Annotated in this window: 12 protein-coding genes and 3 tRNA genes; 8 read left to right on the top strand and 7 right to left on the bottom strand. The window is 63.4% G+C overall.

The features are described 5' to 3' along the window. Positions 1–248 precede the first annotated feature (248 nt). Positions 249–980 (top strand): aquaporin Z, encoded by a 732-nt coding sequence (gene aqpZ, locus KRZ98_RS03745; RefSeq protein WP_217672277.1) that lies wholly within the window; start codon positions 249–251, stop codon positions 978–980. An 80-nt stretch (positions 981–1,060) separates the two neighbouring features. Here the strand turns inward: aqpZ and KRZ98_RS03740 are convergent. The 3 genes from KRZ98_RS03740 to KRZ98_RS03730 all read right to left on the bottom strand — a co-directional run bounded on the left by KRZ98_RS03740 (position 1,061) and on the right by KRZ98_RS03730 (position 2,493). Beyond that, a tRNA-Asp gene (locus tag KRZ98_RS03740) sits at positions 1,061–1,137 on the bottom strand. An 82-nt stretch (positions 1,138–1,219) separates the two neighbouring features. Further along, positions 1,220–1,296, bottom strand: a tRNA-Asp gene (locus tag KRZ98_RS03735). A 42-nt stretch (positions 1,297–1,338) separates the two neighbouring features. Beyond that, positions 1,339–2,493 carry an AI-2E family transporter gene (locus KRZ98_RS03730; RefSeq protein ID WP_217672276.1) on the bottom strand — a complete coding sequence of 385 codons (1,155 nt, stop codon included), beginning with the start codon at positions 2,491–2,493 and terminating at the stop codon, positions 1,339–1,341. A 171-nt stretch (positions 2,494–2,664) separates the two neighbouring features. Here KRZ98_RS03730 and KRZ98_RS03725 point away from each other — a divergent pair, with 171 nt between their 5' ends. After that, a complete protein-coding gene (locus tag KRZ98_RS03725) occupies positions 2,665–3,138 on the top strand; it encodes a hypothetical protein (protein WP_217672275.1) in 474 nt (157 codons plus the stop codon). A 3-nt stretch (positions 3,139–3,141) separates the two neighbouring features. Here KRZ98_RS03725 and KRZ98_RS03720 read toward each other — a convergent pair whose 3' ends face one another. From KRZ98_RS03720 to thyA, 4 genes are all read right to left on the bottom strand, one after another. Then, on the bottom strand, positions 3,142–4,461 hold the full coding sequence (locus tag KRZ98_RS03720; RefSeq protein ID WP_217672274.1) for a dihydrolipoamide acetyltransferase family protein: 1,320 nt from the start codon (positions 4,459–4,461) through the stop codon (positions 3,142–3,144). Positions 4,462–4,466: 5 nt separating this feature from the next. Next, positions 4,467–5,471 (bottom strand): alpha-ketoacid dehydrogenase subunit beta, encoded by a 1,005-nt coding sequence (locus tag KRZ98_RS03715; RefSeq protein WP_217672430.1) that lies wholly within the window; start codon positions 5,469–5,471, stop codon positions 4,467–4,469. Between the two features lie 41 nt (positions 5,472–5,512). Next, on the bottom strand, positions 5,513–6,808 hold the full coding sequence (locus KRZ98_RS03710; protein WP_217672273.1) for a 3-methyl-2-oxobutanoate dehydrogenase (2-methylpropanoyl-transferring) subunit alpha: 1,296 nt from the start codon (positions 6,806–6,808) through the stop codon (positions 5,513–5,515). A gap of 121 nt (positions 6,809–6,929) precedes the next feature. After that, on the bottom strand, positions 6,930–7,856 hold the full coding sequence (gene thyA, locus KRZ98_RS03705; protein WP_217672429.1) for a thymidylate synthase: 927 nt from the start codon (positions 7,854–7,856) through the stop codon (positions 6,930–6,932). Between the two features lie 174 nt (positions 7,857–8,030). On the opposite strand from thyA, the gene KRZ98_RS03700 reads away from it, so the two are divergent. The 6 genes from KRZ98_RS03700 (at position 8,031) to KRZ98_RS03675 (ending at position 13,614) form a co-directional block, all read left to right on the top strand. Beyond that, positions 8,031–8,321, top strand: coding sequence for a JAB domain-containing protein (locus KRZ98_RS03700; protein WP_217672272.1), 291 nt, complete (start codon positions 8,031–8,033; stop codon positions 8,319–8,321). A gap of 102 nt (positions 8,322–8,423) precedes the next feature. After that, a tRNA-Pro gene (locus KRZ98_RS03695) sits at positions 8,424–8,500 on the top strand. Between the two features lie 285 nt (positions 8,501–8,785). Then, on the top strand, positions 8,786–10,420 hold the full coding sequence (locus KRZ98_RS03690) for a TldD/PmbA family protein (RefSeq protein WP_217672271.1): 1,635 nt from the start codon (positions 8,786–8,788) through the stop codon (positions 10,418–10,420). Between the two features lie 19 nt (positions 10,421–10,439). Further along, on the top strand, positions 10,440–11,774 hold the full coding sequence (locus KRZ98_RS03685) for a TldD/PmbA family protein (RefSeq protein ID WP_217672270.1): 1,335 nt from the start codon (positions 10,440–10,442) through the stop codon (positions 11,772–11,774). A gap of 16 nt (positions 11,775–11,790) precedes the next feature. After that, a complete protein-coding gene (locus KRZ98_RS03680) occupies positions 11,791–12,486 on the top strand; it encodes a DUF4159 domain-containing protein (RefSeq protein WP_217672269.1) in 696 nt (231 codons plus the stop codon). A gap of 138 nt (positions 12,487–12,624) precedes the next feature. Further along, the gene (locus KRZ98_RS03675; protein ID WP_217672268.1) at positions 12,625–13,614 is read left to right on the top strand and encodes a MoxR family ATPase; all 990 of its coding nucleotides are present in this window, start codon (positions 12,625–12,627) and stop codon (positions 13,612–13,614) included.

Here is a 13,614-nt window from a genome sequence, read left to right as displayed (position 1 = left end):
CGCCTGCCTGTATCTGTTCCGTTAAGGAAGCGTAACGGCCTATCCCCTATTGCGGAGACGCGCGCTGCTTCCTGACTGCGGAAGGGGGGCAAAGCCATGTCCATGCGCCAGTCGACACAGAAGGCGCGCTTATGGCGCGATCCTGCCCCCTGCCCGTCACATCTGAACCACCGGGCGGCGGCCACCGCGCGCCGGGGGACGCACAGCCTGTCGGTGGCCCTTGCCAACCCCCACAGGAGGACGATGCGATGGTTCCCATGAGCAAACGGCTGTTTGCAGAAGCGTTCGGCACATTCTGGCTGGTTTTCGGCGGCTGCGGCAGCGCGGTGCTGGCGGCGGCCTTCCCTGATGTCGGCATCGGCCTGCTGGGCGTCAGCCTGGCGTTCGGGCTGACGGTACTGACCATGGCCTATTCGATCGGCCATATATCGGGCTGTCACCTCAACCCGGCCGTTACCGTCGGCCTGTGGGCAGGCGGGCGCTTTCCGGTGCGCGACATCGCGCCCTATATCATCGCGCAACTGATAGGCGCAGTCATCGCGGCGCAGCTATTGCTGTTCATCGCCAGCGGCCAGCCGGATTTCGCCCTGACCGGTACCGGGCTGGCGGTCAACGGCTATGGGGCGCAGTCGCCCGGTGGCTATAGCATGGAAGCGGGCCTTGCGATTGAAGCGGTGCTGACGCTGGGCTTCCTGATCATCATCCTGGGATCGACCGACAGCCGCGCGCCCGCAGGCTTTGCGCCGATCGCGATCGGTCTGGCGCTGACGCTGATCCACCTGATCAGCATTCCGGTGACCAACACATCGGTCAATCCGGCGCGCAGCACGGGTCCGGCGCTGGTGGTCGGCGGACTGGCGGTGCAGCAACTATGGCTGTTCTGGCTGGCCCCGATAATCGGCGCGCTGGCCGCAGGCGGCATCTATCGCTGGCTGGCCAACGAACCGCTCGCTCCCGCGATCACGGGCGATAATCTGTGAGCCAATGACAGGCGGGCCGATACCATGCGTGTCGGCCCGTTCATCTGCGCGATTGCGCCATCCCCTGCATCGGCAGGAAATGGCGCGAGTGACGGGGCTCGAACCCGCGACCTCCGGCGTGACAGGCCGGCACTCTAACCAACTGAGCTACACCCGCGCAGGGTGACATCTGTTCGGGATTTTAGTCCCCAGACGATGCTGTCTGATCCACCTTATTCCCACCTTCCGGTCAAGGAAAGTGGCGCGAGTGACGGGGCTCGAACCCGCGACCTCCGGCGTGACAGGCCGGCACTCTAACCAACTGAGCTACACCCGCGTTCGGTGTGGAAGCGCCGTCTATGTGCGTCCGCCGGGACTGTCAACCGTCCGCATCGGCTGTTTTCGCATTCTCGTCACTTTCTTTGCGCGGCGCGACCGTCAGCGTCCCCTGCTCGAACAGGAAACCGGCGATATCGGGCGTGCCAGCGGCCGAAACGACGGTCTGGATGATGATCAGCAGCGGCACACCCAGCAGCGCGCCCGGCGTCCCCCACACCCAGCCCCAGAAGGTGAGCGACACGAGAATCAGCAGCGGGTTCATCGTCAGCCGCCGCCCCAGCACCGTGGGCGTGATCACATTGGCCTCGACCAGATGAAAGCCGACCTGGAGCGCGGCGGGCATCAGCGCTACCCACACATCGTCGAACACCATCAACCCGCCCAGCGCCAGCAGCACGGCGGCCAGCATCGGCCCGAAATAGGGCACGAAATTGAGTAATGCGACGATGCCCCCCCACATCAAAGGCGACGGCATCCCGATCAGCCACAACGCCAGCGCGACCGCCAGCCCCAGGCACAGGTTGATGACGGCAATGGTGATGACATAGGCCGATGTCGCATCGACCACATTCTGGATCACCCGCGCCACCGCCAGCGCCCCATCGAAACTGTCGCGGCTGTTGATCGTGCGCCGCCGCAGCCGGGTCCAACCCGCCAGAAAGAAGTAGATAATGAGCAGAGCGAACACCATCTGGATGATCGCGGCAGGCGCAGACATGGCGGCAAATTGGAGCAACGATCGCGGCGTATCGACGGTAGCTGTCTGCGCCGCCGCAACCGGCCCGGTCGCCAGCATCTGCACCGTTTCGTCGACGAAGCGCTGGAGGTTGGAATAAAAGTCTATCAGCGGGGCCAGGTTCGCCTGAATCTGCGGCAGTCGCTGGGGCAGGATGCGGAACCAGTCGGTCGCTGGCACGATGATCAGCACCAGCGCGGTATTGGCAACCACCAGGAATCCGATCACTGCCAGCAACGCGGCCAGTCCCGACGGCAGCCGGTGCCGCTCCATCCATTCGAGCAGCGGCACGAGCGCGATCGCGATCACCAGCGCGGCGGTCAATGGCAGGAAAAACTCCGCTCCGGCGCGCAGCGCAAAGGGCAGCGCCAGCATCAGTCCAATGCCCGCCGTCAGCGCGATCGATGCGAGCAGCCGGTCGCGCCTGCGATTGATTTCCTGCTGTTCGTGCAATTTCACGGTGGATTGATTCTCCGGTCGAAAGGCCGTTCCGATGTGCGCTCGCTGCTACCGGGCGTCAATTTGCAAAGCAGGGCCGGACCATGACCGGGCGCAGGAAAACAGCGGCTTAACCAAATATTGGCCGGACCGTTCTAGGGACGAACAAGGGAATGCAGAACGGGAATGGGCATGAAGGCCGCCACATTGTCATGGATGATCGCGCTGACGGGCCTTGCGGCGTCACAAACGGCAAGGGCGCAATCGGGCGTCCGGCTCGACACGCAGATGTTCGTCGAGCGGGTGACGACTGACGTCAACGGCCGCTCACGCCGGATATTGGCCAGCGCAGACCGGATTGCGCCCGGCGACCAGCTGATCGTCATCGTCCATTGGCGCAATGACGGCAGCGCGCCTCTGCGCGATCAGGCCGTGGTGCGCCCACTGCCGCGTGGCGCGCAAATCGACCCGACCGATCCGACCATGCAGGTGTCGGTCGATGGTGGCGCGCATTGGGGCCGGATGGAGCAGCTATGGCTACCCACGCCACTGGGCGGCACGCGCCGCGCCGTGGCCGCCGATGTAACTCATGTCCGCTGGTCGCTACCGCAAGCAGTGCCGCCCGGCCATGCCGGACGGCTCAGCTATCGCGCGACGATGCGCTGAATATTAATCGACGAACAGCAGCGCGGGGTTTTCCAGCAATTTGCGGATGGCCTGCACATAGCTGGCCGCGTCCCAGCCATCGACGACACGGTGGTCGCAACTGATCGACAGGTTCATCAGCTTCGCCGCGACAATCTCCTTGCCGCGGAATACCGGCCGCTCGATCACCCGGTTGGGACCGATAATCGCCACTTCCGGCCGGTTGATGACCGGCGTCGTTGCGATGCCGCCCAGCGGTCCCAAGGACGTCAGCGTCAGGGTGGAGCCGGACAGTTCTTCCGACTTCGCCTTGCCCGACCGGGCGGCGTCGGCCAGACGGCGGATTTCGCTCGCCAGCTGCCAGACGTTGCGGTCCTGCGCATCGCGGATCACCGGCACCATGAGGCCCGCATCGGTCTGCGTCGCGAGGCCCAGATGCACCGATCCATGGCGGGTCACCACGCCCGCCTCATCATCATAGCGGGCATTGAGCATCGGGAAATCGGGCAACGTCTTGCAGATCGCGACGATCAGCAGCGGCAACATGGTGAGCTTTGGCTTGTCACCACGGCTGGCGTTGAGCTGTTCACGTAGGGTTTCCAGCGCGGTGACGTCGATTTCCTCGACATAGGTGAAGTGGGGGATGTGGCGCTTGGACGCGGCCATATTCTCCGCGATGCGACGGCGCATCCCGATGACCTTGACCTGCTCGTCGGGACGACGCGCGGACGCCCCCGCCGCGCGATAGCCCTGTCCCTGCCCGTAGAGCAGATAGGCGTCGAGATCGGCATGGCGGATATGGTCGCCAGCGGACTTTACCTGCGCCAGGTCGATGCCCAGATCCTTCGCGCGGGCGCGGACGGCTGGGGAGGCGAGGATCTTGTCCTCCCCGGCACGGGGAGGGGGACCGCCCGAAGGGTGGTGGAGGGGGTTGGCCTCCGGCACGACATTCGATGGGTTCGCCAACTCTTCCAAGGGTGCGTCCAGACGCTCGCCCCCTCCACCACTCGCTTCGCTCGCGGTCCCCCTCCCCGTTTCGGGGAGGAATGGCACCTCCGCCTCGATCACCTCGACCGGCGGCATCGGTGCAGCGACTGCCTCGCCCTCGACCTCAATCTCCACCAGCATCGCGCCGATCGAGACCTGATCGCCTTCTTCGCCCGCCAGCCGCATGATGGTGCCCGCGACCGGGCTTTCCATCTCGACTGTCGCCTTGTCGGTCATCATGTCGGCGATCGGCTGGTCCTCCTCGACCCGGTCACCGACCTTGACGTGCCAGCCGACTATTTCGGCCTGCGCGATGCCTTCGCCGATATCCGGCAGCTTGAATGTGAACAGAGCCATGGCGCTCAATCCTTCATGATCTTGTTGATGGCTTCGCGGATACGGACGGGACCGGGGAAATAGGCCCATTCCAGACTGTGCGGATAAGGCGTGTCGAACCCGGTCACCCGCTCGATCGGCGCTTCGAGATGATGGAAGCAGCGTTCCTGCACCTGGGCGAGCAATTCCGCGCCAAAGCCGCTGGTGCGGGTGGCTTCATGCACGATCAGGCAGCGTCCGGTCTTTTTCACCGACGCCTCGATCGTTTCGATGTCGAGCGGCACCAGGCTGCGCAGGTCAACAATCTCCGCGTCCAGACCCAGCATCGCGACCGTATGCTCAACGACATGGACCATCGTGCCATAGCAGAGGATGGTCAGCGCCTCGCCCGCCCGCGCGATCCGCGCCTGACCCAGCGGGATGCGATAATAGCCGGTCGGCACCTGCGCATCCTTATGCCCGGCCCAGCTGGTCGCCGGCGTGTCATATTCGCCGTCGAACGGGCCGTTATAGATGCGCTTGGGTTCAAAGAAGATCGTCGGATCATTATCCTCGATCGCCGCGATCAGCAGCCCCTTGGCATCATAGGGGGTGGACGGGATCACCGTCTTGATCCCCGAACAATGGGTGAAGATGCCTTCGGGCGATTGCGAATGGGTCTGGCCGCCGAAAATGCCCCCGCCAAAGGGCGATCGCACCGTCATCGGCGCGATGAACTCGCCCGCCGACCGATAGCGCAGCCGTGCGGCTTCCGACACGAGCTGGTCGAGCGCGGGATAGATATAGTCGGCAAACTGGATTTCCGGCACCGGCCGCAGGCCATAGGCGCCCATGCCCACCGCGACGCCAATGATGCCACATTCAGTGATCGGCGTGTCGAACACGCGGTTCTTGCCATATTTCTGTTGCAGCCCGGCGGTGGCGCGGAACACGCCGCCGAAAAAGCCGACATCCTCGCCCATCACCACGACCGTCGGGTCGCGCTCCATCATCACGTCCATAGCGCTGTTGATCGCCTGGATCATGTTCATGTGCTGCACGTCCGTGCCTGCCTCTTGCGTCATGACGTCACTCACAGCCCCGCCGCCTTCCATTCGTCCAGCATCTGTTGCTGCTGTTCCTTCAGGTGCCAGGGCATGTCCTCGAACACATCCTCGAACATGCTTTCCATCGGATGGTGCAGGCCGTGGCCAAGGATGCCGTTCTTCTCCGCTTCGCGCGCGGCGTCGCGAACCATCTCGGCCAGTTCCTTGTCCATCGCGGCGTGGCGATCCTCGTCCCAGATGCCCAGCGTGATGCAATGCTGCTTGAGCCGCGCGATCGGGTCGCCCAGCGGCCACAGGCTGCTTTCCTCGGCAGAGCGATAGGCGGTCGGATCGTCCGACGTGCTATGCCCTTCGACGCGATAGGTAAAATGCTCGATCAGCGTCGGCCCGGCATTGGCCCGCGCCCGGTCGGCCGCCCAACGGGTCGCGGCATAGACCGCCAACACGTCATTGCCATCGACCCGCAGCCCCGCAATGCCATAGCCCACGGCGCGCGCGGCAAAGGTCGTCGCCTCGGCCCCGGCGAACCCTGAAAAGCTGCTGATCGCCCATTGGTTGTTGACGACGTTCATGATGACCGGCGCGCGATAGACGCTGGCGAAGGTGCAAGCGCTATGGAAATCGCCCTCCGCCGTGGAACCCTCGCCGCACCAGGTCGCCGCGATCCGCGTGTCGCCGCGCGCCGCGCTTGCCATCGCCCAGCCGACTGCTTGGGGATATTGGGTGGTCAGATTGCCGGAGATGGAGAAGAAGCCCGCCTCCCGCGCCGAATACATGATCGGCAACTGGCGACCTTTCAGCCGGTCGCCCTTGTTGGAATAAATCTGGTTCATCATGTCGATGATCGGCCAGTCACGCGCGATGAGGATGCCCTGCTGGCGATAGCTGGGGAAGCACATATCATCGCGATGCAGCGCCAGCGCCGCGCCGATCGACACCGCTTCCTCGCCAGTCGACTTCATATAGAAGCTGGTCTTGCCCTGCCGCTGCGCCCGGAACATACGCCCGTCAAACGCGCGGGTCAGCGCCATCGCGCGCAGCATCCGCAGCAAAGTTTCGGGCGGCAGGTTGGGGTTCCATTGCCCGACCGCCGCGCCATTCTCGTCGAGCACCCGCACCAGCCCATAGGCCATGTCGCGCATGGTCGCAGGCTGCGCCGTTTCGTCGGGCCGGGGCGCTGCGTCGGCGGCAGGAATGTCGAAATGGGTGAAGTCCGCGCTCTCGCCGGGGCGGGCGGGCGGCTCAGGGACGTGCAGGCGCAGCGGGGGCAGATTACGCCCGGCTTCACCCTGCAATCGCGCCGAATCGTGCGGATCGGTCATCCTGCCTCCTAATGCTGCATCGCAATAATGTTGCTTGTGGCTAACATTATATTACGTCACCACGAAAGGCAAGCCTTCCTTACCCATTTTTCCTTTTCACTATGTCCGGCTCACTGTCGCCCTAGACAGCGACCGGCGCGGAAATATGGGCTTGCGGCGCGTAGTCGGTCACCTCGAAATCCTCGATGGCGTAGCTGAAAATGTCCGAAGGCCGCCGATTGATCCGCAGCTTTGGCGCTCCCGACGGAATTCTCTCCATCTGCGCCTCAACCAGCGCGGCATGGTTCAGATAGAGATGCACGTCTCCGCCCTGCCAGACCACCTCGCCCGGCTCCAGATCGCATTGCTGCGCCAGCATCCGGGTGATCATCGACAGGCCGAATATGTTGAAGGCGAACCCCAGTCCCAGGTCGCAACTGCGTTGGAACAACAAGCCGTTGAGCTTCCCGTTCGACACCTGAAACTGATAGGTCATATGGCAGGGCGGCAGCGCCATATTGGCGACTTCCGCGACATTCCAGCCCGTGAACAGCAACCGCCGCGACCCCGGCGTCGCCCGGATCGCCGCGACCAGATCGGCAATCTGGTTATGCCCTTGGGCTGCCCGCCGATAGAGGCCATCGCCCGCCGGCTCATAACGCGGCCAGTTGACCCACTGCGCGCCATAGACCGGACCTAGATCACCCCATTGCCGCGCGAACGCTTCATCCTCGATGATTCGCGCCTCGAACGCATCCCGGTCGATCGCCTCGCCGGTTGCGCGGCGATAGGCGTCGAGCGGCCAGTCGGTCCAGATATGCACACCCTGCCGCACCAGTTCGCGGATATTGGTGTCGCCCGACAGGAACCACAGCATCTCCCGCGCCGCCACCTTCCAATAGACCCGCTTGGTCGTCAACAGCGGCACCGCGTCGTCGGCCAGCGCAAAACGCATCGTCGCGCCCAGGATCGACCGAGTGCCCACCCCGGTGCGGTCGACCCTTTCGTCGCCATGTCGCCAGATGTGGCGCATCAGGTCGAGATATTGCTGCTCATAATGGGGCGTCATGTCGCGCAAGGGCGGGCATCCTGAACTGAAAGGCTGTGGGTCGTCACCCGCTCTAGCCCAGCCAGTCCCGCCCGCCAATGTCCCGTTCGTTCTGGACCAGATTGCGCGTGCCTTTCACCATAATGGCGCGGCTTGCGCTGGCGAGGCGGAGCGCGCCTGGGTCACATTTCGCCCATGGCCGGACTGGACCTGCTCATCCTCGATCGCACCTGGCGTCCCCGCGACCGCGTGCCATTGGCGCACGACTGGCGTACCGTCATCGGTCAGTTGCTGGCGCTGGAGGGGCGATGGCTGGCCATCCACCAGCAGCGACCCGGCGACGCCCCCGCCCTGCCCCGCCCGGCCGACATCGCCCTGACCCGCGCCCTCACGCGGCGGCTCCGCCCGCTCGACATGCGGCTGGCCGACCATATGATAGAGGCCGGGGAAAGCCGGTTCAGCTTCCGCGCTGCCGGGCTTTTGTGAGGTGCAAAAAAAGCCGCTCTGGCCGCTTGCCAGCCTGAAAAGCCGTCTCTATAGGCTGCGGCCTGCCTTACGGGGTCGCTTGACGGCGGCTTCGGCATCGGTCGGGGAATAGCTCAGCCTGGTAGAGCACTGTCTTCGGGAGGCAGGGGCCGGAGGTTCGAATCCTCTTTCCCCGACCAACTTTCTTCACAGTATCATGAACGGATACACCCCTTCACGGGGAACGGCCATCCGCGCCGGATTTTGTTGCGTCCACGCAACGTCCGGCCTGTTCCGCATTGGCCAGCGACTTTCGACAGATGTCATATGTCGAAAGCGGGCGACCCCAAGTTGCGCAGTCGTAAAAGATGTTTGACCCGGCCCCGCCCTGCCGCGATGATCCCGGCTATCGGTACGGCCGACCGGCCGCATCCCAAGCACAATCCGACCCGCGTCGCGCGGGCATTTGCAGGTGGAGACGAACCTTGCACAGAAGAGATTTTCTGGCCTTTGGCACCATGGGCGTGGGCGGCCTGATCCTGCCGTCGATGTTCGGCAAGGTCATTGCGGCTGAGGAACTGAGCAGCGCCATCGACGTCGCCGTCAAGAAGTCGCTGGCCGACGCAGCGATGAACGCAGCCAAGAGCGCAGGCGCAACCTATTGCGACGTGCGCGTCGGCCGCTACCTGCGCCAGTTCGTCATCACCCGCGAACGCAATGTCGAAAATATCGTCAACACCGAATCGACCGGCGTCGGCATCCGCGTGATCGCAGGCGGGGCATGGGGCTTTGCCGCGACGAACGAGATGACCAAGGAAGCCGTGGCCAAGGCCGCGACCCAGGCGGTCGCCATTGCCAAGGCCAATGCCCCGACCCAGTCCGCCCCGGTACAACTCGCCCCGGTCAAGGGCGCGGGCGAGGTCAACTGGCGCACCCCGATCGTCAAGAACAGCATGACCGTGCCGATCAAGGACAAGGTCGACCTGCTGATGGGGGTGAATGCCGCCGCCATGGATGCAGGCGCGGACTTCATCCGCTCCATCCTGTTCCTGGTCAACGAGCAGAAATATTTTGCCAGCACCGACGGCAGCTATATCGACCAGGACGTCCACCGCATTTGGGCGCCGATGGAGGTCACCGCCGTCGACAAGGCGACCGGTAAGTTCCGCGTGCGCGAAGGCCTGTCCGCGCCGATGGGGCTGGGCTTTGAATATCTGGATGGCGCGGCGTCGGGCAAGACCGTGCTGCCAAACGGCGTCACCGTCTACGGCAACAGCTATGACATGAAGGAAGATGCGATCGCCGCCGCCAAACAGGCGCGCGCGAAGATCAAGGCACCGTCGGTCAAGCCGGGCAAATATGATCTGGTGCTGGACCCCTCCCACACATGGCTCACCATCCACGAATCGGTCGGCCATCCGCTCGAACTCGACCGGGTGCTGGGCTATGAAGCCAATTATGCCGGCACCAGCTTTGCCACGATGGACAAGCTGAAGGCCAATTTCCAATATGGCAGCGACAAGGTGAACATCGTCGCGGACAAGACGCAGCCCGGCAGCCTGGGTGCGGTCGCCTTCGACGACGAAGGCGTCAAGACCAAGAAATGGGACCTCATTCGCAACGGCAAGCTGGTCGGCTATCAGGCGATCCGCGATCAGGCCCATATCGAGGGCAAGAGCGAAAGCGACGGCTGCTGCTATGCCGACAGCTGGTCCAACGTGCAGTTCCAGCGCATGGCGAACGTCAGCCTGGAACCCGGCAAGGCCAAGCAGAGCGTCGCCGACATGATCTCCAATGTCGAAGATGGCATCTACATCATCGGCGACGGCAGCTTCTCGATCGACCAGCAGCGCTATAATGCGCAATTTGGCGGACAGCTCTTCTACGAGATCAAGCAGGGCAAGATCACCCAGCAGATCGAGGATGTGGCCTACCAGATCCGCACCCCGGAATTCTGGAACGGTTGCGCCGGGGTCTGCGACGCCAGCGACTATCGCCTGGGTGGTTCCTTCTTCGACGGCAAGGGCCAGCCTGCGCAGGTTTCGGCCGTGTCGCACGGCTCCAGCACCGCGCGCTTCAACGGCATCAACGTCATCAACACCGCCCGTTCGCTCGGTTGATCGGTCAGGGAGAGAAAATATGAGCATCCTTTCCGAAGCACAGGCCAAGGCGATCCTGACCAAGGTCGTGGGCTTTTCCAAGGCGGACGAATGTACCGCGCAGCTGACCGGTTCGATCCGTGGCAATGTGCGCTTCGCCCGCAACGACGTGTCGACCGCAGGCATTACCGACAATATCGAACTGTCGGTGCAGGTCGCCTATGGCAAGCGGGTCGGCATCGCGACCATCAACCAGTTTGACGATGCCGCGCTGGAGCGCGTGGTGCGCAGGGCGGAGGAGCTGGCCAAGCTGGCCCCGGAAAACCCGGAATTCATGCCCGCGGTCGAGAAGCAGACCTACACAGCAACCCCCACATACAGCGCTACCACCGCCGGGATCACCGCTGACTATCGCGCCAAGGTGGCGATCGATTCGATCGCGCCCTGCCGCGCCGAAAAGCTGATCGCGGCGGGCTATCTGGAGGATCAGGCCGGGTTCGTCGCCTTCATGAACAGCAAGGGCAATTACGGTTACCAGACCGGCACCAGTGCCGATTATACCTGCACCGTCCGTACCGAGGATGGGCGCGGGTCCGGCTGGGTCGGGCATAATGTACAGGACGTCGCAACCTTCAACGCGGGCGAGGATATCCGCGTCGCCATGCGCAAGGCGAGTGCGTCAGCCGAAGCCAAGGCGCTGGAACCGGGCAAATATACCGTCATCCTGGAACCGGCGGCGGCCGCTGGTCTGATCCAGTTCATGTTCTTCTATTTCGACGCGCGATCGGCCGATGAAGGCCGCAGTTTCCTGTCGAAAAAGGGCGGCGGCAACAAGCTGGGCGAACAGGTGTTCGGGCCGCAGGTCAATTTCTTCGCCGACCCGGCCTATCCGGGCGCGGCTGTCTATCCGTGGGACGAAGAAGGCCTGCCGCGCAGAAAGATGCCGATCGTCGAGAATGGCAAGCTCGTGAACATGGAATATTCGCGCTACTGGTCGCAAAAGCAGGGCAAGCCCGCCATGGCCCAGCCGGGCAATCTGATCATGACCGGTGGCACCAAATCGACCGCCGATCTGGTGCGCACGACCGAGCGCGGCATATTGGTGTCCCGCACCTGGTATATCCGCATGGTCGATCCGCAGACGGTGCTGCTCACGGGCCTGACCCGCGATGGCACTTTCTATATCGAAAATGGCCAGATCAAATATCCGATCAAGAATTTCCGCTTCAACGAATCCCCCGTCATCATGCTCAACAATGTCGAGGAACTGGGCAAACCCGTCCGGGTGAAGGGAGACGAAGCGGATGCCCCCATGGTCGTGCCGCCAATGAAACTGCGCGACTTCACCTTCACGTCACTGTCGGACGCGGTGTGAGGCCAATGCGCGCGATATGACGCGGAGCGATTTTCTTCGGTTGATGGCGGGTGGTCTGGCCAGCGCAATGCTGGCCCGGCCGCTCGCCGCCGCCGGGGGCTATGATTTCTGGTTCACGCGGCTGCGCTATGATTCGGGCGACTGGGATGTCGACCAGCGGATGCCGTCCAACCTGATCACGTCGCTGATCGACTATACGACGTTGCGGGTGGACCCGAAGGAGCATGTCATTGCCCTGTCGGACCCCAAAATGCTGACCGCGCCCTTCTGTTATCTCGCGGGGCACAAGCTGGTCGAGTTTTCGCCCGCCGAACGGCGCAATTTCGAACGCTATGTCCGCAATGGCGGCTTCGTGCTGGTCGATGATTGCAACCACGATATTGACGGCCTGTTCGCCCGATCGTTCGAGGCGCAGATGAGCAAGATTTTCGGGGCCAGGGCGCTGAAACAACTGCCCAATGTCCACCCGCTCTACCGGTCTTTCTTCAAATTTGACGGGCCACCCAATACCGGCCTGGAATTGAACGGCTGGGGTGATGATCTGGTCCATGACTATCTGAAAGGGATCGAGATCGAAGGGCGGCTAGGCGTGCTGTACAGCAACAAGGATTATGGCTGCGAATGGGACTATGACTGGCGCAACAAACGGTTCCTGGCCGAGGATAATACCAAGTTCGGGGTCAATATCGTGATGTATGCGCTGTCGGTGTGATCCATAATTTTTACGCCTCCAATTAAACCCCGTCCGGGCTGAGCCTGTCGAAGCCTTGTTCTTCCCTTCAAGAAGGAAGCCCCTTCGACAGGCTCAGGGTGAACGGTAAGCATGAAATTGCCCAGTAAGGGACCATCTATGACCAGCATCACCGAAGCCGATATTCAGGGCCAGCTTGCCCGCCTGACGCAATTGCGCGCCGCGATCGGGCAGGCGATCGTGGGGCAAGGCGAGGTTGTCGAACAATTGCTGATCGGCCTGCTGGCGGGTGGCCATTGCCTGCTGGAGGGGGTGCCGGGGCTGGGCAAGACCTTGCTGGTGCGCTCGCTGGGTGAAGCGCTCAAGCTGGAGTTTCGCCGCGTCCAGTTCACGCCCGACCTGATGCCCAGCGACATTCTCGGCACCGAATTGCTGGAGGAGGACCATGGCACCGGACACCGCAGCTTCCGTTTCCAGAAGGGGCCGGTATTCACCAACCTGCTGCTCGCCGACGAACTCAACCGCACCCCGCCCAAGACGCAGGCGGCGCTGCTGGAGGCGATGCAGGAAAAGACGGTGAGCTATGCGGGCGTGACGCACCAACTGCCCGCGCCCTTCTTTGTGCTGGCAACGCAAAATCCGCTGGAACAGGCCGGCACCTATCCGTTGCCAGAAGCGCAGTTGGACCGTTTCCTCCTCCACATCCGCGTCGATTATCCGACCGAGCAGGAGGAGCAGGACATCCTTGCTCAGACAACGGGAGCGAAGGCAAGCGCTGTCCCTGCCGTGATGCATGGGGAGGAGGTGCTGGCGTTGCAGGCCTGGGTACGGCAGGTGCATTTTAGCGATGATCTGCTGCGCTGGGTCACCCGCATGGTCCGCGCCAGCCGCCCCGGCGACGGCGCGCCTGACGATATCCGCAAATATGTGAAATGGGGTGCGGGGCCGCGCGCTGGCCAGTCGCTGATCTTGGCGGCCAAGGCGCGCGCGCTGCTGCATGGACGGCTGGCCGCAACACGCGACGATATTGTCGCGCTGGCCGCGCCGGTGATGCGGCACCGCCTGCTCCTGTCCTTCGCGGCGGAGGCGGAAGGACGCAGCGCCGACGATGTCGTGGCCGCCCTGCTGCGCGCCGTGCCGCTCAGCTGA

The sequence above is a fragment of the Sphingobium sp. AS12 genome (assembly GCF_019097845.1).
Lineage (GTDB): Bacteria > Pseudomonadota > Alphaproteobacteria > Sphingomonadales > Sphingomonadaceae > Sphingobium.
This window is presented reverse-complemented; position numbering and strand designations above follow the sequence as displayed.